This is a genomic window from Burkholderia sp. 572 (assembly GCF_040545135.1).
GTDB lineage: Bacteria > Pseudomonadota > Gammaproteobacteria > Burkholderiales > Burkholderiaceae > Burkholderia > Burkholderia cepacia.
In genome coordinates this window covers 47,500-71,956 of sequence record NZ_JBEPLH010000016.1, presented here as the reverse complement: position 1 = coordinate 71,956, position 24,457 = coordinate 47,500, and the positions used below count along the sequence as shown (strand labels likewise).

The window sequence follows — 24,457 nt, the reverse complement described above, 5'->3', positions numbered from 1 at the left end:
AGATTGGCCGTACCGCATCCGCATCGCCTCAGGGACACCATGAACTTCGAAGCCACCCCCGATCAACGCGCTGCCGCCGCCACCTATCGCGCCGTCGCGCTGCGTCACTTCGCGTCGTCGCCGCGCCGCGGCTTCGACTGGGCAACCTGGCGCGCGCTGTCCGAAGCAGGTCTGTGGCGCACGCTCGTCGCCGGCCGCGATGCAGGCGCGGACGCGTCGTTTAACGTGTTCATCGCCGCGTTCGAGGCGATCGTGACCGCGACGAGATCCGTCGGCTTCGCGATGGCGCTGGCGAATCAGGCGACCGTGATTCGCGCGCTGCTGCTCCACGGCACACCGGCGCAGCGCGACCGTTTCCTGCCGGCCCTGACGTCCGGCGCGGTGGCCGCGACCGCCATTTCCGAAAGAGGCACCGGCACCGAAATCCGTGCACTGCAGAGCCGCGTCACGCTGGACGGCCAGGATGGCCGCCTCGACGGTCACAAGTACAACATCAGCCACGCCCCGGACGCGGCACTGATCCTCGTCGCCGCGAGCGCCACGCACGACGGTCGCCCCGGTACGGCGCTGGTTCTTCTCGATCCGCAACGCGCCGGCGTGACGCGCACCGCGCCCCAGGAAACCCTGGGCGTCGCCGATCTGCCGATCGGCGACATGACGTTCGACGGTGTTCCCGTCGGCACGGACGATTTGCTTTGCACTCCCAAGGATGGATTGCGCGCGCTGATGGACATCGCGTCGATGAACCGCGCGTTGTTCGGCCTGCTGTGCGCGGACGTGGTCGGGCCGTTCCTCGACGACGCACTCGCGTATGTCGGCGAACGCGGCGCGCTCGGCGTGACGCTCGACAAGCATCAGCATGTCCAGCGGCGGCTCGTCGACATTCATGTCGGTGCGGAGCGCTCGCGCTGGATGGCACTCGCCGCGCTCGACCAGTTGAGGGCGGGCGACCCGTCCGCGCTCGCCAGTTGCTCGATTGCGAAACTGGGCGGCGCCCGCGACCTGACCCAGGCCGCGCTGCACCTGCTCGCGATCTACGGCAGCGACGGCTATCGCCGCGGCCCGCTCGCGACCTTCGTTGCCGACGCACTCGCCATGGGAACGGCTGGCGGCACCGAAGAGATGCACGCGCGCAACATCTTCAGCCAGATGCAGCGACGCGCGACCGCGTCGCACATGCACGCGGCCTGAGTGCTCGATTTTTCGTTTCTCATCCCGAAGGAGTCTGCCTTGACCATCCAGCCCGGCCTCCGTGCCCGTGCCACGCACCGCGTCGATACGATTTCGCTTGCAGATCAATGGGGCGGCGAAGCGCACGCCCTTGCCAGCCCGATCATGATCATCTTCATCGAGCAGACCTGCATGCAGGCAACCGATCACCTGCTCGGCTCCGACCTGATGACGGTCGGCTACAACTTCGAGATCAAGCATCTCGCTCCGACGCCGCCCGACTGGGAAGTCACGGTCGACGCCGAGCTGATCTCCGTGGAAGGCCGGATGATGACCTACAAGGTGTCGGTTCGCGATGCGGCCGGCGTCGTCGGCGAAGGCATCCATACACGCTGCGCGGTCGGTCGCGACAGTTTTCACGAGCGGCTTGCCGAGCGCCGCGACCGCGCACCGGTCGCGCAATGAGCCCCCCCTGGAGGAGACACCCCGATGCGCCCGACGCCGCTGCACGACCTGCGCCTGCCGCTGATCGCGTCGCCGATGCTGATCGCCAGCTACCCCGAGATGGTGCTGGCGCAGTGCAAGAGCGGGATCGTCGGCGCCTTTCCCGCGCTCAATGCGCGACCGAGCGCGCAGCTCGGCGACTGGATCGATCGCATCGACGAGGAACTGGCCGCGCACCGTGCCGCCCGTCCGGATGCGTGCGTGGGGCCGTACGCGGTCAATCACATCTGCCATCAGACCAACACGCGGCTCGAAGCGGACTTGCGGATCTGCATCGACCGGCGCACGCCGATCCTGATCACGAGCCTGCGCGCGCCGCCGCGCGAGATCGTCGAAGCCGTGCACGCCTACGGCGGTGTCGTGCTGCACGACGTCACGACCGTACGACACGCGGAGAAAGCGCTCGAAGCCGGTGTCGACGGCCTGATCCTGGTCGCGGCCGGAGCGGGCGGCCATGCCGGCACGCTGTCCCCGTTCGCGCTGGTGTCGGAGGTGCGCCGCATTCATGACGGCTTCATCGCGTTGTCCGGCGCGATCGCCACCGGCGCGGCCATCGCGGCGGCGCTTGCACTGGGTGCCGACTGCGCGTACATGGGCACCCGCTTCCTCGCGTCTCACGAAGCCAACGTGGCGCAGCGCTACAAGGACACGATCGTCGAGGCCACGGCCGCCGACATCGTCTACACCGATGCGTTCAGCGGCGTGCACGGCAACTATCTGCGCCAGAGCATCGAGGCCGCGGGCATGGACGTCCGCAACCTGCCCCGCAGCGAGCACGCACACCTCGATTTCTCGCCCGAATCCGGCGCGCGGCAGTGGCGCGACATCTGGGGCGCCGGCCAGGGCGTGGGTTCGATGGACACGGTGCTGAGCGTCGAGCAGATCGTCGCGCAGCTCGAGATCGAGTACGGCGTCGCACTCGAACGCGTGCGTCACGAGTCCGCCCGTATCGGCCGGCACGCCCCCGCGCACTGACCGGGCACCCGCTTTCTTTCGCTACCTACACGGTACCGTCATGACCCTCACCGCCACCGCCTCGCCCGCTCACGATCCGGTCGCGCTGCAACGCGCGCAGATCGATGCCATCGACCAGGAACTGCTCGCGCTGATCGCGCGCAGGATGCAGCACGCCGCCGCGATCGGCCAGTTCAAGGCGCTCGACGGCCGGACGATCCGCCAGCCGGCCCGGGAAACGGAAATCGTCGCGGGGCTGTGCGCCCGGCCGCACGGGCTGCTGCAGGCGCGCCACGTCGCGGCGATCTGGCACACGCTGTTCCGCGTCAGCCGCGAGTTGCAGCGGGTGCCGTCGGTCGCGTTCCTCGGCCCGCCCGGCACCTTTACCGAGACCGCGATGCAGCGCTACTTCGGCGCCCCGATCCGTCCACATGCGTGCGACACGCTCGAAGCGACATTCGCCGCACTGGCGGCCGCGAACGTCGACCATGCGGTGGTGCCGATCGAGAATTCGACCGAAGGCACCGTCACGCGCGCGATCGACCTGCTGGCCGACGCGACCGCTCCGGTGGTCGGCGAGATCGTGCTGCCGGTCGCGCACTGCCTGCTGAGCGCATCCGGCACGCTCGAAGGCGTCGACTGCGTGCTCGGTCATCAGCAGGCGCTGGCACAGTGCCGTGCGTGGCTCGATGCGCATGCGCCGCAATTGCGCCGCGTGCCTGTCGCGAGCAACGCCGCGGCCGCCCGCGAAGCAGCGAGCATGACGGATTGCGCGGCGATCGCCGGCGAACGGGCGGCCGACCAGTACGGACTGCGTATCGTGGCGAACGCGATCCAGGACGAGCCCGGCAATCGCACGCGCTTTCTCGTCCTCGGCGGGCCGCCGGCAGAGCCGACAGGCCATGACCGCACCAGTCTTCTGCTGCAGCTCGACGATACGATCGGCGCGCTCGCAGGCGTGTTCGATGCATTGGCGCGGCACCGGATCTCGGTGCTGTGGCTCGACGCGCGTCCCGGCCGCGCCGCCGGATGGGCGTACCGCTTCTTCGTCGACATCGACGGCCACCAGGACGACGCGCATGTCCGTGCCGCCCTCGGCGACATCAGGACGATCGCCGCCGACCTGCGAATCCTCGGTTCCTACCCGCGCGCGCCGTTCGTCGATGCCGGCGCCGTTGCCGAGCCGAGCGCGACATGAGTGCCGCGTCCGCCGATACCGCCGTCGCGCGCCGGGTGCGGGCCATCTGCGACGGCCACGACGATCGCCTGCTGGTCCTGCTCGGGGTCGTGCCGCCGTCGCTGCGTCGCGACACCGGCGCATGGCTGCGTGCATTGCGCGCGGACTACGAGGACGAACTGGAGCTGCTGACGCATGTGCAACGCGTGGCCACGCCGGACGTCGACGACGACGCGCGGGCCGCGCTGCTTCGCCGGCTCGGCAGACTGCGGCTGCCGACGGCGTTGGTCGTCGATACGTCCGCGACGGCCTATGGCCGCTGGTGCACGCGGAACGGCGCCACCGCGCACGGCTGGCGGCTGCTGGAAACCGCGCGTGGCGCGGCGCCCGTCGGCGGCGTACTCGTGCCCTGGCGCGACTGCCTCGCGGCACCCGCGACCTCGCGCCGCGTGCTCGCCGATTTCGGCCATGCGTGGGCCGGCATCGATACGAGCGTCGCCATGCTGACCGACGCGCTGCTTGCGAACGACGTGCAGGTCGGGGGCATCGCGCTGGGCGATCTGCTCGCGCAACCCGGCGCCGCGCCCGTATCGCCCGCAAGAATGACCGGCGTCCTGGACCGCCTCGCCAATACGGTGCGCCTGCGCCGTATCACGGCGGCGACGCGCCGGACGCATTCGCTGCGGAGCCGGCTGTGACGGCAGCGCACCATCCGCGCATCGCGTTGATCGGCATGCCCGGTGCGGGCAAGACGACGATCGGCGCGGCGCTTGCGGCGGCACTCGACCGCCCGTTCGCGGATTCCGACCGGGAGATGGAGCGGCGCTTCGGCGCCCCGCTTGCCATGCTGTTTCCGCTGCCGACGTTCCGCGCCCGCGAAGCCGGCGTCATCGATGCGCTGTCGCAACGCGACACGCTGATCCTCGCCACCGGCGGCGGCGCGGTGCTGCGCGACGACACCCGCGCGCGCCTCAAGGCGCGCTGCCACGTGATCTACCTGGTCAGCGACATCGACGCGCTGTACCGGCGCACCGGGCGCGATCCCGCGCGCCCGCTCCTGAACGTGCCCGATCCGCGCGCCGTGCTGGCCGAGTTGCAGCGGACGCGCGATCCGCTGTACCGGGCCTGCGCGCATCGCCTGCTCGACACGCGCGGCGCGTCGATCGACGAAATCGTCGCGGCGGCCCTCGCCGAATCCGCGTCCGCCTGACGGTCGCGCCCATGCGCGCGGCTGCCCCGCTCCCGGTTCCCTTCCCGCCCCGTCACGGGCGCTCCCCACTGCCATTTCTGACAGTTGCTCCTTGTTTGAGAATATCTAAAGATATATTTTTAGATAGTCTGAATTCGTCAACCGGACTCGTGGAAACCGATCATGTCCAAGTTTCTTGTCTCGACTCGAAGATGGGGTCCGATCGCTACGGCAGCCGTGACGGCGGCCGTCATGGCCGGTTGTGCCCCGTTCGGCCAGCAGCCGGACCAACAGAAGATCACCCCGGTCGAACAGCTCGACCCGGGCCTCGCGCTTCACGCGGCCAAGGGTCAGGCCGACGTGGACGCGCAATGGTGGCGCACCTTCGGCGATCCGCAGCTCGACCGCGTGCTGGCCGACGCGCTCGCGGGCGCGCCGTCGCTGAAGGCCCAGCGCGCCCGGGTCGACGAAGCGCTCGCGCAAGCCGACGTCAGCGCGGCGGATTCCCTGCCGCTGCTCGGCGCAGCGGTCAGCGCGACGCCGACGCGGCTGCCGCGCAGCTACACCACCCCGCCCCCCGCCGCAGGCCACTGGCAAGTCAACGCGCAGGCGCTGCTGAATGCGTCGTTCGATCTCGACGTTGCCGGGCGCCTGCGCGCGCTGACCCGCGCCGCGACCCTGCGCGCCGGCGAGCAGCAGTCGCTCGAGCGCGCGGCAACCGTGTCGTTGCAGGCCGCGCTCGTCGAGACGTACCTGCAGCTCGCGCTCGAGCTGCAACTGCTCGACATCGCGAACGATACGCTGCGTCAGCACGATTACCTGCTGCGCCTCACCCGCCAGCGTGAAGCGGCGGGACTCGACATGCCGGTCGCGGTCGCGCGTGCCGGCGAGCCGCTGCCGCTCGCGCAGGCCGATGTCGAGCGGCAGCGCGCGGCCGTTGCGCTGCTGCGCCACCGGCTCGCGGCGCTCGTCGGGCGCGGGCCCGGCTATGCGGACACGCTCACGCCGTCTCCGCGCGTGCTGCATGCCGTCGCGCCGTTGCCCGCGACGCTCCCGGCCGCGCTCGTCGGGCGCCGGCCCGACATCCTGGCCGCCCGCTATCGCGTCGAGGCCGCGTCGGCCGACATCGACGCGGCCCGCGCGGCGTTCTATCCGGACATCAACCTGATGGCGTTCGCCGGCGTGCAGAGTTTCGGCTTTCGCGCGCTGCTTCACGGCAGCAGCGGCACGTTCGGCGCCGGCCCCGCGATCACGCTGCCGATCTTCGAAGGCGGCAGGCTGCGAGCCGGCCTGCGCGCGCAGACCGACGCGTACAACGCCGCCGTCGCCGACTACGACGACACCGTCGTCAACGCGCTCGCCCAGGTCAGCGACTCGCTCGTGCAGCTCGACGCGCTGGCCAGGCAGCGCGACCTGAATCGCGATGCGCTGGCACGCGCGCAGCAGACCTACGACATCGAGACGCGGCGCTACCAGAAAGGCATTTCCGGCTACCTGGACGTGCTGCTGGCCGAAACCCGGCTGCTTGAAGACCGCCGGTCGGTCGCTCGCGCCGATACCTCACTTGCCGTCGAGCACGTCCGGCTGATCGCCGCGCTCGGTGGCGCAACGAACCCCGGAGCCCAACAATGAATCGCACCGACACCCCGCCGGCCGCTGCGCCGGCCGCCGCGGGCGCGGGCGCGGCGTCGCCCCCGCCCGCCGAACAGGCGCTGCGCACCACGCGGCGCCGCTATTTCCGCTGGTTCTTCATCGCGCTCGCCCTGGCCGCACTGGCCGGCGGCTACTGGTGGGTCACGTCGCGCGGTACCGAGACGACCGACGACGCCTACGTGACGGGCGATGTCGTGCAGGTATCGCCGCAGGTGGCGGGCACGGTCGACACGATCATGGTGCAGAACGCCGAATGGGTCCGTGCCGGCGATCCGCTGTTCCGCGTCGACCCGACCGATGCGAAGCTCGCGCTCGACGACGCCGTCGCACAGCTCGCCCATGCGGTGCGCGAGTACCGCACCGCGCATGCCGACACGGCGCGCGAGGCGGCGCAGATCCTCCAGCGCAAGGCCGAGCTGTCGAAGGCCTCCGACGACCTGCAGCGACGGCTCGGCCTAGCGCAGGACGGCGGCGTATCGCGCGAGGACATCCGTCACGCGCGCGACGCGATGACCAGTGCATCCGCCGCGCTGGACGCGCAACAGGCCGCGTACGACGCATCGCGTGCGCGCGTCGACGGCACGTCGATCGACTCGAACCCGCTGGTGCGCGCCGCGGCCGCGCGGGTGCGCAGTGCGGCGCTCGCACTGCGCCGCACCGAAATCCGCGCGCCGCTGGCGGGGCTCGTGACACGCCGTGTCGTGCAGGTCGGGCAACACGTCACGCCCGGCGCGCCGGCCATGGCGCTCGTGCCGCTCGACCATGTGTGGGTCGAGGCCAACTTCAAGGAATCGCAGCTGCGCGGCATGCACGCCGGGCAGGCCGTCGAGCTTCGCTCGGACCTGTATGGCTCCGACGTCGTGTTCCACGGCCGCATCGAAGGCGTCGAGGCGGGCACGGGTTCGGCATTCGCGTCGGTGCCCGCGCAGAATGCGACCGGCAACTGGATCAAGGTCGTGCAGCGTGTACCCGTACGGGTCGCGCTCGATCCCGGCGAATTGCGCGCGCACCCGCTGCGCATCGGCCTGTCGATGAACGCATCGGTCGTGCTCGGCGACAACGCGCCCGGCACCGCATCGGCCTCCGTGCGCCCCGCGCCGGCCGCCGCCCGGCGCCCGATCGACGCGACGTCGATCTTCGATGACGATGCATCGTCCGGCGACGCCCTCGTCAACGACACGATCCGCGCGAACGACGGCGCCGCCGTGCGCCGCGCGCCGGGAGCCTGAGCATGGCGCCCGTCGCTCGGGGTGCGGCGCCGAAACTGCCGCTGGAGCCGATGCAGGGCCCGGCTCTCGTGCTCGTCGCGATCGCGATCAGCGTCGCCAACTTCATGCAGACGCTCGACCTGACGATCGCCAACGTCGCGGTACCGACCATCGCCGGCGATCTCGGCGTCGCGCCCGACATGGGCACCTGGATGCTGACGTCGTTCGCGACGCCGCTCGCGATCACGCTGCCGCTGACCGGCTGGCTCGCGCAGCGCTTCGGCCAGGTGCGGCTGTTCCGGGTCTCGGTCGTGCTGTTCGTCCTGACCTCGATCCTGTGCGGCCTCGCACCGAATTTCGAATCGCTGCTGCTGTTCCGCGCGCTGCAGGGCGCGGCCTCCGGGCCGATCACCGCGCTCTCGCAGGCGCTGCTGCTGGCCGTGTTTCCGGCCGCGCGCCGCAACGTCGCGCTGTCGGTCTGGCAGACCACCACGTTCGTCGCGCCCGTGCTCGGCCCGATCGCCGGCGGCTGGATCACCGACAACCTCTCGTGGCCCTACATCTTCTACGTCAACGTGCCGACGGGGGCGCTGGTCCTGCTCGTGCTGACCCGCTTCCTCGGCCGGCGCGACAACCCGACCCGCCACCTTCCCGTCGATTTCGTCGGCCTGCTGCTGCTCGCCGCCGCATTCGGCTCGCTGCAGCTGATGCTCGACCGCGGCCAGAACCTCGACTGGTTCGCGGCGGTCGAGATCCGCGCGCTCGCCGTGCTCTGCGTCGTGTCGTTCGTCGCGCTGGTCCTCTGGGAGCTGACCGACGCGCATCCGATCGTCGACCTGCGGCTGTTCGCGGATCGCGGCTTCACGGCGGGAACGATCGCGGTGACGGTCGGCTTCGGCGTCTATTACGGCGCGCTCGTGCTGGTGCCGCTCTGGTTGCAGACCGAGCAGGGCTACACGGCAACCTGGGCCGGCATCGCCACCGCGCCGCTCGGCATCGCGGGCATCGTGATCGCGCCGTTGATCGGGCGCATCCAGGGGCGCACCGACCCGCGCCACCTCGCGACCGTGGCGCTGGTCGGCTGGGGCGCGGCGTCGTTCTGGCGCATGGGCTTCAATACCGACGTGACGCTCGGCGACATCGCGGCCAACTCGCTGCTGATGGGCGCGGCCACCGCGTTTTTCATCACCCCGCTCGTGTCGCTGTCGATCGCCGGGTTGCCGCGCGAAAGGCTGCCGGCGGCGTCGGGCGTGCAGAATGCGCTGCGCCGGATCGGCACCAGCGTCGCCACCTCCGTCGCGCCGACCTATTTCGAGCGGCGCTCGCGCGTTCACAACACATACCTCGTCGATCGCATCACGCCGTTCGATCCGGCCGCCGGCGACTGGCTCGCCCGGCTCGAACATGCAGGCATGTCGCCGGCCGGCGCGCTCGCATCGGTCAGCCGCTCGATCGACGTGCAAGCCCACATGCTCGCGCTCAACGATTTCTCGTTCGGTTGCCTGCTGCTGTTCGGCGCGACCCTGCTGACCGTCTGGTCCATCCGCTACCGGCGTCCGTGACGCCGATCAACCGGCCCCTTCCGATGAACGCCCCCGACCTCGACAACGTCGTCGCACCCGACATCGCCCCGGCCCGCACGGCTCGGCTCATCTGTTTCGGCGTCTTTCTCGGCGCGCTGACCTTCGGCCTCCTGCTGCCCGTCGTGCCGCTGTACGTGCACGACACGCTCGGCTTCGGCACGCTCGTCGTCGGCACGGCGGTCGGCGCGCAATTCCTCGCCACCGTGCTCACGCGGAGCATCGCGGGCCGCCGCGCCGATCATCGTGGCGCGAAGCGCACGATGTGCGCGGGGCTCGTGTCGTGCGTCGTCGCGGGCGGCGTCTACGTCGCGAGCGCCACGGCGCCGGCCGGCCCCGGCGCACGTCTCGCGCTGCTGGTTGCCGCGCGGCTGCTGTCCGGGCTCGGCGAAAGCCAGCTCGTCACCGGAGCGCTCGCGTGGGGCATCGGCACGCTCGGCGCGACCCGCTCGGGCCGCGTGCTCTCGTGGACGGGCATGGCCCTCTACGGCGCGATCGCGCTCGGCGCGCCATGCGGAATGGCGCTCGCGCGCGCCGGCGGGCTGGCGGCCGTGGCCGGCGCCACGATCGTCCTGCCCTGCATCGCACTCGCGCTCGTCGCTTCGCTGCCCGCCGTCGCGCCGCAGCCCGGCCTGCGGGTACCGCTGTCCCGCGTGCTGCGAATCATCGCGCGGCCCGGATGCAGCCTCGCGCTGCAGGGCGTCGGTTTCGCGGCGATCGGCGCGTTCGTGACGCTGCTGTTCCAGGCGCGCGGATGGGAAGGCGCGGGCCTCGCGCTCAGTTGCTTCGGCGGCGCCTTCGTCCTCGTCCGCGTCCTGTTCGGCCATCTGCCCGACCGGTTCGGCGGTTATCCGGTCGCGCTCGCCGCGCTCGCGGTCGAGGCGATCGGCCAGCTTCTCCTGTGGGCGGCGCCGGCATCCGGCGTCGCGCTCGTCGGCGCGACCGTGTCCGGCCTCGGCTGTTCGCTGGTCTTTCCCGCGCTCGGCGTCGCCACCCTCCGGCACGTGCCGGCGCAGGCACGCGGCACCGCCCTCGGCGGCTTCACGGCGTTCCAGGATGTCGCCTATGCGTGCACCGGCCCGCTCGCGGGCTGGGTCGTCGCGCGTACCGACTACCCGTCCGCCTTCGCCGTCGGCGCGTGCGCCGCATTCGCCGGCGTCCTGCTGACAGCGTGGCTGATGCACGCCGACCGGTCGCCCCCGTGAACCCCGGCGGACGGCGGACGCATGCCCTGCCGTCCGCCGCCCGTATCCGACACACCCTCGCGGCGCCCTCCCGGCGCCATCCTGCAGTCCTTCACGCTTCTACAAGGAGTACCGATCATGGAATACCGAACCCTCGGCGGAACCGGCTTCAAGGTCCCCGTTCTGAGTCTCGGCACCGCGACGTTCGGCGGCGGCAACGCATTCTTCAGGGAATGGGGCAGCACGGACGCCGCCGGCGCGCGCGAGCTCGTCGACATCGCGCTCGACGCCGGCATCTCGATGTTCGACAGCGCGGACGTCTATTCCGACGGACTCGCCGAAGAGCTGCTCGGCCAGGCGATCGCCGGCCGGCGCGATCGCGTGATCGTGTCGACGAAAGGCACGTTCCGGCTCGGCGAGGGCCCGAATGACGTCGGGTCGTCGCGCCATCATCTCGCCAATGCCATTCACGGCAGCCTCAAGCGGCTCGGCACCGACTACATCGACGTGTACCAGCTGCATGGATTCGATGCCCAGACACGCGTCGAGGAAACCCTGCGCACGCTCGACGATTTCGTGCGCGCCGGCAAGATCCGCGTGATCGGCTGCTCGAACTTCTCCGGCTGGCACCTGATGAAGTCGCTCGCGGCCGCCGATCGCGACGGGCTCACGCGGCATGCCGTGCACCAGGTCTACTATTCGCTGATCGGCCGCGACTACGAAACGGAGCTGATGCCGCTCGCGCTCGACCAGCAGGTGTCCGCGATCGTCTGGAGCCCGCTCGGATGGGGGCGGCTGACCGGCCTGATCGGACGGGGCCGACCGTTGCCGGAGACGAGCCGGCTGCACAAGACCGCCAACGAGGGGCCGCCCGTCACGGATGCCCTGCTGCACCACGTCGTCGATGCGCTCGACGAGATCGCCGCCGAAACCGGCAAGTCGGTCGCGCAGGTCGCACTCAACTGGTTGCTGCGGCGGCCGACCGTCGCGAACGTGATCATCGGCGCCCGCAACGCCACGCAACTGCGCGAGAACGCGCAGGCGGCCAGCTGGGCCTTGACACCCGACCAGGTGAAGCGGCTCGATGCCGCCAGTACGACGCAACTGCCCTACCCGTACTGGCACCAGCGCGGCTTCGAGCGCAACCCGGCACCGGTCTAATACGGTGCCTGCGCGTGCGGCAGCGGCGGCGACCGATGCGACGGTACCGCACGCGTCGCCGCGGCCTGCATGCGCGCGGCGAGCGGCGACGCGCCGACCAGCCAGTCCAGCTCGACGGGCAACGGCGGCAGCGCGGGCGACGCGTGCGCGGTCAGCGCATCGTAGCCGAACACCCAGTCCGGCTCGGTCGGGCCATGCATGAAGGTATTCGCGGCGGACACGCGATGCACTTCGCCGAGTCTCGCGACCCGGCACTGCGCATAGGTCGAGAACGCACTCGCCGCGTTCGACGAGCCGATGAGCGCACGCAGCAGGATCGTCGCGTCCTCGAGCGCCATGGCCGCGCCCTGCGACATGAACGGGCGCATCGGATGACAGGCGTCGCCGATCAGCACGACGCGCTCGTTGCCGAACTCGAACTGCGGCGAACGTTCGAACAACGCCCACTTCATGACCGACTCGCGTGGCGCGCGTGCCAGCATGTGACGCACGGCCGGATGAAAATCCGCGAAGATCGCCTGCATCTCGTCGACGTCGCCCGGCATCGACGAAGCCTGCGTGGGCCACTCGGCCTGCGGTGTCATCGCGGCGAAATAGAATTCGCGGCGCGCACGATCGAGCCAGTACGACAGCACGAATTTCCGGTCGCCCCACCACTTGGTCAGATCCTCGACCGCGAGTTCGCCCAGCAGCGCGCGCGGATACGCCCCGCGAAACGCGACCTGCCCGGAGAATTCCGGCGCCTCGAAACCGCGCAGCGCCTCGCGCACGCGCGAGCGCAGGCCGTCTGCCCCGATCACCAGATCGGCCGTTTCGCTCGAACCGTCCTCGAACGTCAGCCTGATCGCGTCGCCCGCCGGGTCGAGGCCGGCGAGACGCTTGCCCCACGCGATCGTCCCGGGCGCCACCGCCCCCAACAGCGCGGCATGCAGGTCGCCGCGCTTGAGCGTCACGAACGTTGCGCCGAAGCGCCCGATCGCGTGTTCGCCGAGCGGCAGCCGATACAGCAGCTCACCGTCGGCCGCCTGGCGGTTGGCGAACGCATCGGGTTCCTGGCCCGCCCACAGGGCCTGGCGATGCACGCCGAGCAGCCGCATCACCCGCATCAGGTTCGGGCTCAGGTGAATGCCGGCGCCCACCCGGGCAAACGCCGGCGCCTGCTCGAACAGGCGCACGTCATGGCCGATCCGTTGCAGCATCGCGCCGAGCGCGCACCCGCCGATACCCGCGCCCACGATCGCGATGCGCGCCGCCGAAGTCGTCCCGGTCATCCCTGCTCTCCCACGGTTGCCGCCGGTGCCGCGCCCTGTACGATGATGCCGATCGTGCGTGCGGTGCGTTCGCGAATATCCCGCGCACGCCGATAGCCGTCGGACTCGTACCACGCCTTTGCGCGGTCGATCGAATCGAATTCGAGCACCACGACGCGCCGAGGCGACCACGCGCCTTCGAGCGTTGCCGCCTCGCCGCCGCGCACCAGGAAACGCCCGCCGAATTCAGCGACGGTCGGCGCGCCGATCTCGCGGTACTCCTCATAACCGCGTGCGTCGTGAACATCGATGTCAAACACGATATATGCCGTCATGTCTTCCCCCCACTTGGTCTCGCGGGCCGCGGCCGAGCGCGGCCCCGGTGTCACAGGCTCCCGAGCGCGATGCTGTGCGTGTCGGCCGCATCGAGCCGCAGCTGCCTCGCGCGCTGATATTCGTCGGAGCCGTGCCAGCGGCGCGCCGCGTCGAGATCGTCGAACTCCAGCACGACCAGGCGCCGCGGCGTCCATTCGCCTTCAAGCACGACCACGTCGTCGCTGCGCGCGAGCACGCGGCCGCCGTGCGCGGCGATCGTCGGCACACCGAGCTTCCGGTATTCGGCAAATCGCACTTCGTCGTATACGTCGACATCCACCACCACATAGGCACTCATGTCCGCTCTCCCGTTGATGCATCCGCTTCGTCATGCGCGACTTCGGTATCGAATCGCACGAACACCCGGCCCGCCTCGATCTTCACCGGGAACGTCTTCACGCAAGCCGTGACCGGCGCGCACAGCGCGGCACCGGTCCGCACGCTGAAGCGCCCCTGATGCAGCGGGCACTCGATTTCGTCGTCGAGCAGAAAACCGTCGCTCAGGCGCGCCTCGCCGTGCGTGCACTGGTTGTCGGTCGCGAAGATCTCGTCGTCGACCGCGAACAGCGCAATGTCGCGCCCGCCGACGATCACGCCCGTCAACCCCTCCTCGCGTACCGCGGCCGTATCGACCGCATAGGTCCATTCCGTCGTCACGCTGCCTCCTCAGATCGGATAGATGATCGAATTCGGCACCATCTCGCTGTCGTACACGCAGATGCGCGACTCGAAACGCAGCCCGTGCGGCGTGCGGCGTATCCGGTCGAGATAACGACCGGTGTTGTACACGTCGCTCATCTGCTCGCTCTTGGTACGCAGCACCGCGTAGTTCGTCTCGGCCTCGATGACCGATTCGTCGAGATACGTGATGAGCGGCGTGCCGATCAGGTGGCGCTGGTAGTACGGGTCGTAGAACAGCGTCTCCTTGATGCCGTACACGCGATCCTTCAGCATCCCCTTGCTCTCGAACGCGAGCAGCGCAAGCGGGAAGTCGCGTTCATGGTTCTCGCGCGGCAACAGCTGATACGTGCAGTCCTCCTCGAAGAATTCCGGCCACGCGTCCCAGTCGCCGCGATCCAGTGCGGACGCGTAGCGTGCGTTCAGGTCCACGAGCCCGTAGAAATCGGCGAAGGTCGCCGCAACCGTTCCGGTGCCGCGCGTCGCGGGCCGTGCGCCGGCCAATGCGGATGAAATCGTCATTCATGCCTCCATCACGTGGCGCCAGTACTGGTACATCCCGCGCACGAGCGTTTCGCTGACCATGTGGTCGGTGCGCTCGTCGACTTCGCGGCCGCCGAGCTCGTTGTATACGTTGCCGTGCTGGATCTGCTCGAAGCTCTGCTGCACGCACTCGATCACTTCGCCGTCGTCCGCCGAAACGAAGCCGGCCGGCCCGAACAGGTTGGCCTGACGCAGCCGCCGGCGCGTCATGTCCTCGTCGTCCGTCTCGAATCCGAAGTGCGTCCAGACGTAATCGAACACGCCGGGGCTGACCGGGCGGATGCGCCGGGTCGACAGCGCATTCACCTGCTGCTGGATGATCACGCTCGGCATCAACGTCAGCATCACGACGGTCGGCTCGCCCCACCACGGCTCGTGCACGACGTCGAGGAAACGGTCGTCGTTCAGCGTCATGCGCTCCTTGAAGCTCGTCACGTTGTGCGTGACCTCGCCGCCGCCCCCGCCGCTGCGGATCGAGATCATCGCGCCGTGACGGTGATGCGCGTCGGTGACCAGCTGGGCCGGATTGTCCGCGCGCCACAGCCCGAAGTTGACGAACCAGGTGTGCAGCAGCCCCGCGTGATAGGGGTCCTTGATGTTCTCCACCATCAGCTTCCAGTTGCTCGGCACGCGCTGGCGCGTATAACCGAGCACGGTCAGCTTCGGCCCGTGGAACAGGCGGTCGTAATAGCGCAGGATGTCGGGACCGAGGAAATCCTCGAACGACTCGACGTCCTGGTCGAACGACGCGAACACCGCGCCGCCGCGCGTCGACACGCGCAGCCGCCGCAACGCGTGATTCTTCGGATCGAAATCCGGCGGCATGCCGCCGTTGATCTTGCCGCTCTGCCGTACGCCGCGCCGGAACGGCACGCCGACCAGGTTGCCCTTCAGGTCGTAGTTCCACTGGTGATACGGGCAGTGGAAATCCTTCGCGTTCCCCGCGCGTTCACGACAGAACTGCATGCCGCGATGCGCGCAGGCGTTCTCGAACACGACCACCTCGCCGTCCTCGGTGCGCGTCATCACGACCGAGCGCTCGCCGACTTCGGTGCGCTGGAAATCGCCGGGAGACGGCACTTCCGCCTCGAGGCCGATGTAACACCAGTGTTTCGAATAGAACAAACGCTCCAGTTCGCGCTGGTAAAGCGCATCGCTCGTATAGGCTTCGAACGGTGTCCGGCTTGCGCCGTCCCCCTTCCAGTCGAGCGCGTGTGCGATATCGATGGGTGAGTTCAAGAAAGCTCCTTTCAGTAAGAAATGGCTTGTACGGTGCCGGCCGGAACACCCGGTACCAGAAAGCCGACTCGGGACCGCCGCCGCGAAGCGACCGCGGCGGCGAACAGCTCGATCAGTGCAACCGTGTCCTCCCAGCCGAGACAGGCGTCCGTCACGCTCTGCCCGTAGGTCAGGGCCCGGCCGGGCACGATGTCCTGCCGCCCCTCGACGAGAAACGACTCGACCATCACGCCGGCAATCGCGCGCTGCCCGTCGCGCAGCTGCCCGGCCACGTTCTCGCATACGGCGATTTGGGCGCGCGTCTGCTTTCCGCTGTTGCCGTGACTCGCATCGATCACGACGTGCGGCGGCAACTGCGCATCGCGCAGCGCCGCACAGGCGGCCGTCACGCTGACGTCGTCGTAGTTCGGCACGCGCCCGCCGCGCAGCACGATGTGCGTATTCGGATTGCCCTGCGTGGACGCGACCTCGAGGCCGCCTTCGTCACGCGGGCGGAGATAGTGATGCGCTGCCCGCGACGTGCGAACCGCGTCGATCGCGATCTTCACGTTGCCGTCGGTGCCGTTCTTGAAGCCGATCGGCGCATCGAGGCCGGATGCGATCTGCCGGTGAATCTGCGACTCGGTCGTGCGTGCGCCGATCGCACCCCAGGACACCAGATCGTCGAGGTAGGGCGCCGTGAGCGGATCGAGAAACTCGGTCGCGACCGGCATGCCGAGTGCGTTGACGTCGAGCAGCAGGCGACGCGCGAGACGCAGCCCGTCATCGACGCGATAGCTTCCGTCGAGCCGCGGGTCGTTGATCAAGCCCTTCCAGCCGACCGTGGTGCGCGGCTTTTCGAAGTACGTGCGCATCACGACCTCGAGCGTATCGGCGTAACGCGCCCGCAGCGGCGCGAGCCGTCGCGCGAATTCGAGCGCGGCGTCCGTGTCGTGAATCGAGCACGGCCCGACGATCAACGCGAGGCGATCGTCCCTGCCCGCGAGGATGCGGGCGAGTGCGCGCTGGGCGCCACGTACCACGCGAGTGGTCGCGGCGTCGGCATGCAACTCGCCGCGCAGTTGCATTGCCCCTGTGACCGCCGCCGTCCCTTTCAGATGAGGCTGTTCCACTTGACTCTCCGATTTCGATTCGACAATACGAAACTCACGGGGGTCAATTAAAGCTTTATCAAATTCGATTCGATACTGTCATTTATCTCAGTCGCCAATCGAATTCCTCAATCTGCCATTTTTTACAGTATCTAAAACCATCCGATTCAATTTATTTTCATCGCGAGGACATGCGCCATTGCACCTCGCACTCTCACATGGAGATACACATGACGAAAAATCATTATGAAACTGAAATTACAGTTAAATACCGGGAGACGGACGGACTCGGGCATGTCAGCAGCCCGGTTTATTACGATTACCTTCAACACGCATATCTGACGTTCATGCACGACCTGCTGGAGCTGCCGTATTCGGAGAAGTTGCCGCACATCATGGTCAAGACGTCGTGCGAGTACCTGAAGCCCGCGCAGTACGGGGATACGATCACGGTGCGCAGCAGCATTACCCGTTTCGGCTCGAAGAGCTTCGAACTCGAGCACCTGATGATGCGGGACAACGGCGCGGCCGGCGACGACGCGATCGTTGCCCGCGCGCAGTCGACGCACGTGATGTTCGACTATGCGAGCAATGCGACGATGCCGGTTCCCGAAGAGTTCAAGGCGCGCGTGCTGGCGTTCCAGGGCGCGATCTGACAAACGGCTTCCCGGGGCGGGCGCCCCGGGTCCTTTCTAAACGAATACGATCAGGCCCATCAGCACGGCTTTCACGACCGCGTTTGTCTTGTTCGAAGCGTCCAGCTTGGCAATGGAACGTGAAATGTGAAAATTGATCGTACGTTCGGTCAATCCGAGAATCATGCCTATCTCATAGGCAGTCTTCCCTTCGGCTGCCCATTTCAATACTTCACACTCTCTCGTGCTCAACGCGACCGCAGTGGGGGGTGTCATGTTCAATGCCAACCGAGTCATTCTCATCTCCAGAACAATTAACCATGCTGGCCGACTCGGCGCACGCCCATCCTGCGAAGCGTGAATCATCCTGTTCAGCCCTCGAAAGCGCAAACGACAGTGCTTGGCGCCAAAGCGCCAGCCTGTTTCTTTATTTATTAAGTCAGTAATGCACGCGAATCGGCCATGTGCCGCTCGCGTACCTCGGGATCATTATCGGCAACGATCAGGCAACAATCACGAATCAAGGTGCATTGAGCGAAACAATGCAATACGGATTAATTACGCCGGACGCAGCAATCGGACAAGGTTGAGCATACCGAGTTGCAATCCCGCGCGGAAGATGCGTCAGGCTCAATGTATTCATGCAGTTGACGCGCGCGAACGTGACGTGTGCACCGTCATGGTTCAGGTGCGCCGACATCGTACAACGACGACGCCTGGGTCGCGCAGACACGTCGCAGGCAACTGCGCAGCCAGCGATGCGCGGGGTCGTTATCGAAGCGCGGATGCCATATCTGCGAAACCGTCAACGTGGCAGTCAGCACCGGCAACGGGAAGCTGAACATTCCCCCCCGCGATTTCGCGGTCTGCCGCTCCGGAACATTGGCGATCAAATCCGAATCGCGCGCCAGGGACAATGCGGCGGGAAAACCGGACACGATCGCCGCGACGGTTCGCTGCAGCCCCAGCGTATCAAGCACGTTGTCGATGGGACCGCTGAGCTGCCCCCGCCGCGACACGCTGATATGGCCGAACGATGCATATCGCTGCGGCGTGACCTCCTCCCGCGCAAGCGGGTGACCGGCCCGAACGACGCCGATGAAGCGGTCGCGAAACAACGCCTGCACACGCAATTCGGGGCCCGTATGGCCCACCACGCCGATTTCGAGATCGACGGCCCCCATGCGCAACGCCTCGACACTCTTGTCCGGCTTCGGCGCGAAGCGCAGCCGAACGTTCGGCGCGGTTTCCATCACCAGCGCGAGCAGTTCGGCCGCGAACGTATCGACGAACCCTTCGTTGGCACGGATCGTGAACGTGCGCTCGAGCCCGCCGAGGTCCGCGTTCTTGCACGGACAAAGGACAGCCTGCGCCCCTTCCACGAGCGCGCGAACCTGGACCCGCAGTTCAAGCGCATGAGGCGTCGGCACCAGATCGCGTCCGGCCCTGACGAGCAGCGGATCACCCGTCGTGGCCCTCAGGCGGGCCAGGGACCGGCTCAATGCCGACGGGCTGAGGCCGAGCGTCTCCGCGGCCCGCGCGACGCTGTTCTCGGACAGCAAGGCATCCAGAACAATCAAGAGATTGAGGTCAGGTGCATTCATCTTGTTCAACTCGTGCCGATCGGGACCCGGCCTGGATTGACGATTAACGGGAACCGCGAATTCGACGTGATATCCGCGCAGCGCACGATGACGGACAACCGCGCCGGTCGATCGCCGGCACGGCGTTCCATCCGGCATCGTGCGCCGGAATACGTGAAGCGAGACGGCCCGTTTGCGCGATGTCATTCTGTTTCCGGATTGTGCACCGCACGCGATTCGATCTCAACCGCCATTCGACGTCGGCCCCTGTCCATATCGGCCGCAGACACCGGGTGACGGCAAGGCAAGCAGGAACCTGTCGTCACGGGTCGACGCGGTGCGCCTGCGTTCGGCCGATGCGGTGCCCTGCTGGCGGCCGGGAATCGGCCGGCCACGCAAATCGAACGGCATCCCGAACGCGATCTCGCGGTATTCCGGCTACCTGCATCGGCCGCGCTTCGCGGACGCGCGTCGCCACGCTACTTCGGCTTGTCGCCCATCGGATTCCGCAACCGGGCCAGTTGTCGACGCGCGCACGAGTTGCACACGACGACGTCGCGATTCATCAGCGCCACGAGGGTTGGGGTACGCGCGTATCGCAATCGCCGCGCCCCCTGCGCGATCTGTCGATGCTCGTGCGTGTACTCGAGGCGGCCGAGCGCGGGAACGGACCGCGCACGTGGCGTTATCGGTCGTGAGAGGAACCCCGGTTCGCCCGCGTCGAATGCCCGGGTTCGGCACCCGCCGGCGCGGAAGCGGCAGAAGCAGCCAGCGGCGCGTTCATGTACGCCGGGACAGCCTTCTTTCCCTGTCGGACGCCCGGCGGCGGCGCCGTCGGGCGCTGCTCCATGTCGGCCAGCATCTGCCCGCACGGCAACGAGCGACTGCGGCCCGGCTGCAGCAACGCGAGCAGACTGGCGAGCGGATTCAGCAAGCCCAGCCCGATCGCAGCGCCGCCACGCGCGATCAGTGCGCCCGCCTTCACCCCGACGTGCGGTTGCTTGAAGGACCCGGTGACGTACAGCGGCGAGCGTAGCGATATCACCCGGAATCCCTTGGTATGGGGATGGATCGTCAGATTCATGGTCTCGTCCCGCAGGTTCACGTTGCCATCCATGCCGATCACCGCATCCTCGGTGTCGAGCGCGAATACGCGCGAGTCGAGCACGCCGTTGGTGACCACGAAGTCGGCCACACCGCAGTTGATCTTGACGTCGCGCGTGCCGAACAATTTCTCGTACACCACGTTTGCAACGTTCAGCCCCGCGGCTTCCATCAGCAAGAGACTCACCGTGCCGTCGGTCACCAATGTCTTCACTTCCCCGTTGGAAGTCGCGGCGAGTGCCGCCGGCGAATTGCCGGTGGCCGACAGCGCGGCATCGCCGTTGACCTCGCCGAGCGCCGTTTGCATCACCGGGAATGTCGGGAACAGTTGCTTGAGTTTCAGATGTCGCGCCTGCAGCGAGAACCGCCCCTTGAGCGGCGTGCCGCTGCCGTCCAGGTGGATGTTCGAAGCAAGCGTGCCCCCCGCGACGCCGAAGTTCAGCGGGTTGAGCGTCAGCACGCCGTCATGCAACACGACGTGGGTCGACAGGTCGGTGATCGGCAGGCTCGCGGTCTTGACGATGCGCCGCCCGGTCAATCGAACGTCGGCGTCGATCTTCTTCCAGCGGTCCGTGCGGAATGCCTCGACCGGCAACGCCTTGTTCGCGGGCTGCGCGACGGCGGCGCCCCGCCGCGCCTTGCTGGCATTCGTGTCGGCGCCGATGAGCGGCGCAAGGTCGGAAAACTGCAGCAGCCTCGACACCAGGGTACCGGACAAGAGCGGCCTCGGTTCGCGCGAAACGTATACCAACGAGCCGTTGATGTCGCTGCCGCCGACGCGTCCCGTGAAGTCCTCGTACTTGAATACGTTGCCGGACGCCCGGAATTGGCCGACCAGTCGGCCGTCGGTCGCATACGGAGCGGTTTCGGGAAGGGTGAGGCCCGTGACGTCATACAGCTTGGCCATGCTGGTGCCCGCGAGCCACAGTCGAAGATCGACCGCCGCCAGGTGAGCCGGATCGGTCAGCGTGCCGACGAGCGCCAGGTGCGTATCGCCAAAGCGCAAATCGGCTTGAACCGGAAACGGGTGTTGCGCGCCCTGCACCTCCAGCACATTGCCGATCTTGCCCGTGCCGGCGACCGCGCCTTTCTTGTAGGTCCCCTTGACGGTCCAGCCGATCGCGTACGTGCCGACGCCGGCAGATGCCGCGGGTGCTGCGGATGCTGCGCCCGTCGATGCGCTCGTTGTCGCCGAAGCCGTTGCGCCCGACGCGGCCACTGCGGGCGCGCTCGATGCCATCGACGGGCCTGATGCAGCCGGGGCTATCGTGGTGCGAGATGTCGTCGCCGCGGCATTGGACGCAGCGGCCAACGCTTGCGACGCCGCGGCCGATGCGCGGGACGCCGCCTCGGCACCCGACGCAGGCACCACCGGTTGCGCCGGGCCGGCGCGCGCCTGGGCCGCGAGCTTTTTCTGACCTGCCGGCCCGACGGCACGCGCCGATTCGTGTTGCGCCAACGCCTCCTGCTGTTTCACCACCGCGCCGAACGGGATCGGCTGGCCAAGCGTGTCGACCACGGCGCTCAGATCGAATTGCTTTTGCTGATCGTAGTAACCGAGACGACCCTGGGCAAACGCGATCTGATGCAGGTCGAGCGTCCATCGGCCCGGCTGCGCGGGGCTCTTGAGCTTGAGCGTCCAGTTGACTCGCCCGTCCCTGATGCGCTCGAGGTCGACAGAAGGATTGACCAGGTCGATTGCCGGAATCACGATGCGGCGTGCCATCAGCGGCAGCGCCTCGACTTCGAAGCTGATCATGTCCAGCATGACGAAATACTTCGTGCGCGCCCAATCGGGATTGGCGATCGTGACATCACGTGCGCTGAATCGCGGCCACGGCACCCATGCGCGCCAGCCTTGCTCGCTCACCGGCCGACGCCAATCGATACGCAATTCGCCGTTGATCGCGAACTGACGTCCGATCGCGTCCGACACCTTGTCATCGATCCACGGCCGGGCTCGATTCCAGTCGAACGTGACGATGAAGATGACCAGCGCGGCAAGCGCCAGGGTGACGATGACGGCAAGCCACGCGGCCACCTTGCCGACGGTGTGGCCAATGTGCATTGCTCCCTCCCCGAGTTTGCTGCACCGTATCCAGCAATTCGTGTTCCTGAATACGGGGGCCGCCCGCCAGGTAGCGTGCGTGCCTTCGAGATGGGGTTCGTACGACTTTTCAGGCGTCGATCTTCGCAGTAATGTTCCGGATCGACTGCGCTACCTGCCCCTCGCCGCGTAACGCCGGCAAGCTCGTTGAGCGAGAGAAGCGGACGCCTGCTGCAGTGCTTCCTGCATCCGCGGGATGCGATCGGGAGGATCAATGGATCGTCGCCATTTCCTCAAGTCGTCGGCCTTTTTTACCATTGCGGCTGCCGCCGCTGCTGTCCCGTACGACGTTTCACCAGCGGGCCTGCCGGGCAGCACCGTGCGCAAAAAAACCAGTCAATTTCCGCAAGGTGTCGCAAGCGGCGATCCGCGCGATCGCTCCATCGTGTTCTGGACACGCTGCGTGCCGGTACCGAGAGGCGACCAGCACGATGCAAGAAGTGCCGCGCGCGCGGTACCGCTACGACTCGAAGTATCGACGCTGCCGGATTTCTCGACGCTCGTCGCCAGCGTACCGCTGAGGGCGCTGGCCATCTACGACTTCACCGTGCGCGCGAAGGTGACGGCGCTCTCGCCGAAGACGACCTACCACTACAGGTTCGTCGCCAGCGGCGACGTCAGCATGACCGGTGTCGCGCGCACGGCACCGGAGGCCGGCGAGGCCAACGAACAGGTTCGCTTCGCGTGGCTCACCTGTCAGGACTGGAGCGTCAACCACTGGCAGGCGATGACGCTGATGGCCGCCGAACGCGATCTCGATTTCGTCGTGCACGTGGGGGACTATATCTATGAAACGGTCGGGACCTCTCCCCCCGACCAGGCCGAGCCGGCACACTCTCCGCTACATCTGCCCGACGGCAAGCGGCTCGCGGACGGCCGCGCGTATGCCGATACACTCGAAGACTACCGGACGCTCTATCGCACCTATCGTACCGATTCGCGCTTGCAGACACTGCACCAGCGCCTGCCGATGATCGCGATCTGGGACGACCACGAATTTTCCGACGATTGCTGGCAGGATCATCAGGTCTACACCAACGAGGAGCGACAGGAAACCCGGCGGCGCCGCAACGCCAGTCGCGCGTGGGCAGAGTACATGCCGGTGGATTGGGACGACGTGCGCTTCGAGCCGGACAATCCGTCGTACACGAATATTCGCATCTACCGCGATTTTCGTTTCGGCATGCTGATGCATCTGGTGATGACGGACGAGCGGCTGTATCGCGACGACCATCTCGTGAGCGAAGCGGCTATCGCGCGCGCGCACGGGCACGACCCGGTGCACGGTGACGACGCGGCCGGCTCGCGCTACTTCGTCAAGCAGGATGGACTGCTACGCGACGAGGCGCGTCTTGCCCGGCAGTTGGGCCGCCCGCCGTCGCTGCTCGGTCCGGAACAGACGCAATGGTGGAAAGCCGCGATGAAGGGCTCGCCGGCAACCTGGAAGGTATGGGGCAACGAGGTGATGTTGAACCGTCTGTGGTTCGTGATGCCGGGTGCACCCAAGACACCGGGAGCCCGCCTCGTGGTCGATTGCGACGCATGGGACGGTTATCCCGCGCACAAGCACGAACTGCTCGCCTACTTGAGGGAGCACGGGATCCATAACGTCGTCGCGATCACCGGAGACCTGCATGCATTTCAGTGCGGCATCGTGCGGGACGATCCCGATCCCGCCACGGGGGTGCCGGTCATCGTCGATTTCGTCTGCGCCGGCATCAGCAGCATGTCCTTTTATTCCTACCTGAAGGCCGCATGGAACGGCACACCGCTCGCGTCCATCGCGGCGACGCCTGCCAGGCTCGACCGCTTCCTGATGGCGAATAACCCCGATCTGTGCCACGCCGACCACGACGCACAGGGTTACGCGTCGGCCACGGTCACGCCGGACTCCTTTTCCGTCACGTTCAACAAGATGAAGCCGTTGAACCCGGACGGCGCCGCGCCCGCGGATGCATTGCTTGGCCGCACGCGATTGACCGTGCCCAGGGATTCGGTCGAGGTACGCGTCGAGCACATGTAGGTTCCGACGCGCCGCCGTTTCCCGGCGGCATTGCGCGTCTCCGAAAACT

Annotated in this window: 23 protein-coding genes; 13 read left to right on the top strand and 10 right to left on the bottom strand. The window is 67.7% G+C overall.

All coding sequences use genetic code 11. The annotated features are described in order from the left end of the window. Positions 1-39 precede the first annotated feature (39 nt). The 11 genes from ABIC51_RS27740 (at position 40) to ABIC51_RS27690 (ending at position 11,780) form a co-directional block, all read left to right on the top strand. Positions 40-1,191 carry an acyl-CoA dehydrogenase family protein gene (locus ABIC51_RS27740; RefSeq protein ID WP_354006716.1) on the top strand — a complete coding sequence of 384 codons (1,152 nt, stop codon included), beginning with the start codon at positions 40-42 and terminating at the stop codon, positions 1,189-1,191. Positions 1,192-1,230: 39 nt separating this feature from the next. Further along, positions 1,231-1,635, top strand: coding sequence for a thioesterase family protein (locus ABIC51_RS27735; RefSeq protein WP_027792286.1), 405 nt, complete (start codon positions 1,231-1,233; stop codon positions 1,633-1,635). A gap of 24 nt (positions 1,636-1,659) precedes the next feature. Beyond that, positions 1,660-2,649 carry an NAD(P)H-dependent flavin oxidoreductase gene (locus tag ABIC51_RS27730; protein WP_059696862.1) on the top strand — a complete coding sequence of 330 codons (990 nt, stop codon included), beginning with the start codon at positions 1,660-1,662 and terminating at the stop codon, positions 2,647-2,649. A gap of 40 nt (positions 2,650-2,689) precedes the next feature. Then, complete coding sequence (gene pheA, locus ABIC51_RS27725) at positions 2,690-3,826, top strand: prephenate dehydratase (protein WP_354006715.1); 1,137 nt, start codon at positions 2,690-2,692, stop codon at positions 3,824-3,826. Next, entirely contained in the window at positions 3,823-4,503 is a 681-nt protein-coding gene (locus ABIC51_RS27720; protein ID WP_027792284.1) for a hypothetical protein, read from the top strand. The genes pheA and ABIC51_RS27720 overlap by 4 nt, the downstream gene beginning before the upstream one ends. Next, positions 4,500-5,015, top strand: coding sequence for a shikimate kinase (locus ABIC51_RS27715; RefSeq protein WP_404841841.1), 516 nt, complete (start codon positions 4,500-4,502; stop codon positions 5,013-5,015). Before ABIC51_RS27720 ends, ABIC51_RS27715 begins: the two co-directional genes overlap by 4 nt. A 162-nt stretch (positions 5,016-5,177) precedes the next feature. Next, positions 5,178-6,626, top strand: coding sequence for an efflux transporter outer membrane subunit (locus tag ABIC51_RS27710; protein WP_124816176.1), 1,449 nt, complete (start codon positions 5,178-5,180; stop codon positions 6,624-6,626). Then, a complete protein-coding gene (locus ABIC51_RS27705; protein WP_354006714.1) occupies positions 6,623-7,876 on the top strand; it encodes an HlyD family secretion protein in 1,254 nt (417 codons plus the stop codon). Before ABIC51_RS27710 ends, ABIC51_RS27705 begins: the two co-directional genes overlap by 4 nt. Before the next feature lie 2 nt (positions 7,877-7,878). After that, the gene (locus ABIC51_RS27700; RefSeq protein ID WP_060319047.1) at positions 7,879-9,417 is read left to right on the top strand and encodes a DHA2 family efflux MFS transporter permease subunit; all 1,539 of its coding nucleotides are present in this window, start codon (positions 7,879-7,881) and stop codon (positions 9,415-9,417) included. Positions 9,418-9,440: 23 nt separating this feature from the next. Further along, positions 9,441-10,640 carry an arabinose transporter gene (locus tag ABIC51_RS27695; protein ID WP_354006713.1) on the top strand — a complete coding sequence of 400 codons (1,200 nt, stop codon included), beginning with the start codon at positions 9,441-9,443 and terminating at the stop codon, positions 10,638-10,640. A gap of 117 nt (positions 10,641-10,757) precedes the next feature. Further along, the gene (locus ABIC51_RS27690; protein WP_060082679.1) at positions 10,758-11,780 is read left to right on the top strand and encodes an aldo/keto reductase; all 1,023 of its coding nucleotides are present in this window, start codon (positions 10,758-10,760) and stop codon (positions 11,778-11,780) included. On the opposite strand, the gene ABIC51_RS27685 is transcribed toward ABIC51_RS27690, so the two are convergent. The 7 genes from ABIC51_RS27685 to ABIC51_RS27655 all read right to left on the bottom strand — a co-directional run bounded on the left by ABIC51_RS27685 (position 11,777) and on the right by ABIC51_RS27655 (position 16,977). Next, the gene (locus ABIC51_RS27685) at positions 11,777-13,051 is read right to left on the bottom strand and encodes an FAD-dependent monooxygenase (RefSeq protein WP_354006712.1); all 1,275 of its coding nucleotides are present in this window, start codon (positions 13,049-13,051) and stop codon (positions 11,777-11,779) included. The genes ABIC51_RS27690 and ABIC51_RS27685 overlap by 4 nt on opposite strands. Continuing rightward, positions 13,048-13,350, bottom strand: coding sequence for a DUF1330 domain-containing protein (locus tag ABIC51_RS27680; RefSeq protein ID WP_230942762.1), 303 nt, complete (start codon positions 13,348-13,350; stop codon positions 13,048-13,050). Before ABIC51_RS27680 ends, ABIC51_RS27685 begins: the two co-directional genes overlap by 4 nt. Positions 13,351-13,415: 65 nt before the next feature. Next, positions 13,416-13,703 carry a DUF1330 domain-containing protein gene (locus tag ABIC51_RS27675; protein ID WP_027792275.1) on the bottom strand — a complete coding sequence of 96 codons (288 nt, stop codon included), beginning with the start codon at positions 13,701-13,703 and terminating at the stop codon, positions 13,416-13,418. Next, positions 13,700-14,062 (bottom strand): non-heme iron oxygenase ferredoxin subunit, encoded by a 363-nt coding sequence (locus tag ABIC51_RS27670; protein ID WP_059696880.1) that lies wholly within the window; start codon positions 14,060-14,062, stop codon positions 13,700-13,702. Before ABIC51_RS27670 ends, ABIC51_RS27675 begins: the two co-directional genes overlap by 4 nt. 9 nt (positions 14,063-14,071) lie before the next feature. After that, positions 14,072-14,605, bottom strand: a complete 534-nt coding sequence (locus ABIC51_RS27665) for an aromatic-ring-hydroxylating dioxygenase subunit beta (protein ID WP_354006711.1) — start codon at positions 14,603-14,605, stop codon at positions 14,072-14,074. Next, positions 14,606-15,865: a Rieske 2Fe-2S domain-containing protein gene (locus ABIC51_RS27660; protein ID WP_027792272.1), complete on the bottom strand. Its 1,260-nt coding sequence runs from the start codon at positions 15,863-15,865 to the stop codon at positions 14,606-14,608. 11 nt (positions 15,866-15,876) lie between these two features. Then, on the bottom strand, positions 15,877-16,977 hold the full coding sequence (locus ABIC51_RS27655; RefSeq protein WP_063623169.1) for a 3-deoxy-7-phosphoheptulonate synthase: 1,101 nt from the start codon (positions 16,975-16,977) through the stop codon (positions 15,877-15,879). Between the two features lie 209 nt (positions 16,978-17,186). Between ABIC51_RS27655 and ABIC51_RS27650 the strand changes: the two genes are divergently transcribed. Beyond that, positions 17,187-17,612, top strand: coding sequence for an acyl-CoA thioesterase (locus tag ABIC51_RS27650; protein WP_021157713.1), 426 nt, complete (start codon positions 17,187-17,189; stop codon positions 17,610-17,612). A 36-nt stretch (positions 17,613-17,648) separates the two neighbouring features. Here the strand turns inward: ABIC51_RS27650 and ABIC51_RS27645 are convergent, their stop codons facing one another. The 3 genes from ABIC51_RS27645 to ABIC51_RS27630 all read right to left on the bottom strand — a co-directional run bounded on the left by ABIC51_RS27645 (position 17,649) and on the right by ABIC51_RS27630 (position 22,346). Continuing rightward, positions 17,649-17,888, bottom strand: a complete 240-nt coding sequence (locus ABIC51_RS27645; RefSeq protein ID WP_225723211.1) for a LuxR C-terminal-related transcriptional regulator — start codon at positions 17,886-17,888, stop codon at positions 17,649-17,651. Between the two features lie 380 nt (positions 17,889-18,268). Next, complete coding sequence (locus ABIC51_RS27640; RefSeq protein ID WP_034196250.1) at positions 18,269-19,195, bottom strand: LysR family transcriptional regulator; 927 nt, start codon at positions 19,193-19,195, stop codon at positions 18,269-18,271. 664 nt (positions 19,196-19,859) lie between these two features. Next, on the bottom strand, positions 19,860-22,346 hold the full coding sequence (locus tag ABIC51_RS27630; RefSeq protein WP_354006710.1) for an AsmA family protein: 2,487 nt from the start codon (positions 22,344-22,346) through the stop codon (positions 19,860-19,862). Between the two features lie 253 nt (positions 22,347-22,599). Between ABIC51_RS27630 and ABIC51_RS27625 the strand changes: the two genes are divergently transcribed. Further along, positions 22,600-24,408, top strand: a complete 1,809-nt coding sequence (locus ABIC51_RS27625) for an alkaline phosphatase D family protein (protein ID WP_354006709.1) — start codon at positions 22,600-22,602, stop codon at positions 24,406-24,408. Positions 24,409-24,457: the final 49 nt, after the last annotated feature.

Coding starts and splice junctions, on each gene's coding strand:
- ABIC51_RS27740 (WP_354006716.1), top strand. CDS start 40: ATGAACTTCGAAGCCACCCCCGATCAACGCGCTGCCGCCGCCACCTAT.
- ABIC51_RS27730 (WP_059696862.1), top strand. CDS start 1,660: ATGCGCCCGACGCCGCTGCACGACCTGCGCCTGCCGCTGATCGCGTCG.
- pheA (WP_354006715.1), top strand. CDS start 2,690: ATGACCCTCACCGCCACCGCCTCGCCCGCTCACGATCCGGTCGCGCTG.
- ABIC51_RS27720 (WP_027792284.1), top strand. CDS start 3,823: ATGAGTGCCGCGTCCGCCGATACCGCCGTCGCGCGCCGGGTGCGGGCC.
- ABIC51_RS27710 (WP_124816176.1), top strand. CDS start 5,178: ATGTCCAAGTTTCTTGTCTCGACTCGAAGATGGGGTCCGATCGCTACG.
- ABIC51_RS27705 (WP_354006714.1), top strand. CDS start 6,623: ATGAATCGCACCGACACCCCGCCGGCCGCTGCGCCGGCCGCCGCGGGC.
- ABIC51_RS27700 (WP_060319047.1), top strand. CDS start 7,879: ATGGCGCCCGTCGCTCGGGGTGCGGCGCCGAAACTGCCGCTGGAGCCG.
- ABIC51_RS27695 (WP_354006713.1), top strand. CDS start 9,441: ATGAACGCCCCCGACCTCGACAACGTCGTCGCACCCGACATCGCCCCG.
- ABIC51_RS27690 (WP_060082679.1), top strand. CDS start 10,758: ATGGAATACCGAACCCTCGGCGGAACCGGCTTCAAGGTCCCCGTTCTG.
- ABIC51_RS27685 (WP_354006712.1), bottom strand. CDS start 13,051: ATGACCGGGACGACTTCGGCGGCGCGCATCGCGATCGTGGGCGCGGGT.
- ABIC51_RS27675 (WP_027792275.1), bottom strand. CDS start 13,703: ATGAGTGCCTATGTGGTGGTGGATGTCGACGTATACGACGAAGTGCGA.
- ABIC51_RS27665 (WP_354006711.1), bottom strand. CDS start 14,605: ATGACGATTTCATCCGCATTGGCCGGCGCACGGCCCGCGACGCGCGGC.
- ABIC51_RS27650 (WP_021157713.1), top strand. CDS start 17,187: ATGACGAAAAATCATTATGAAACTGAAATTACAGTTAAATACCGGGAG.
- ABIC51_RS27645 (WP_225723211.1), bottom strand. CDS start 17,888: ATGACTCGGTTGGCATTGAACATGACACCCCCCACTGCGGTCGCGTTG.
- ABIC51_RS27640 (WP_034196250.1), bottom strand. CDS start 19,195: ATGAATGCACCTGACCTCAATCTCTTGATTGTTCTGGATGCCTTGCTG.
- ABIC51_RS27630 (WP_354006710.1), bottom strand. CDS start 22,346: ATGCACATTGGCCACACCGTCGGCAAGGTGGCCGCGTGGCTTGCCGTC.
- ABIC51_RS27625 (WP_354006709.1), top strand. CDS start 22,600: ATGGATCGTCGCCATTTCCTCAAGTCGTCGGCCTTTTTTACCATTGCG.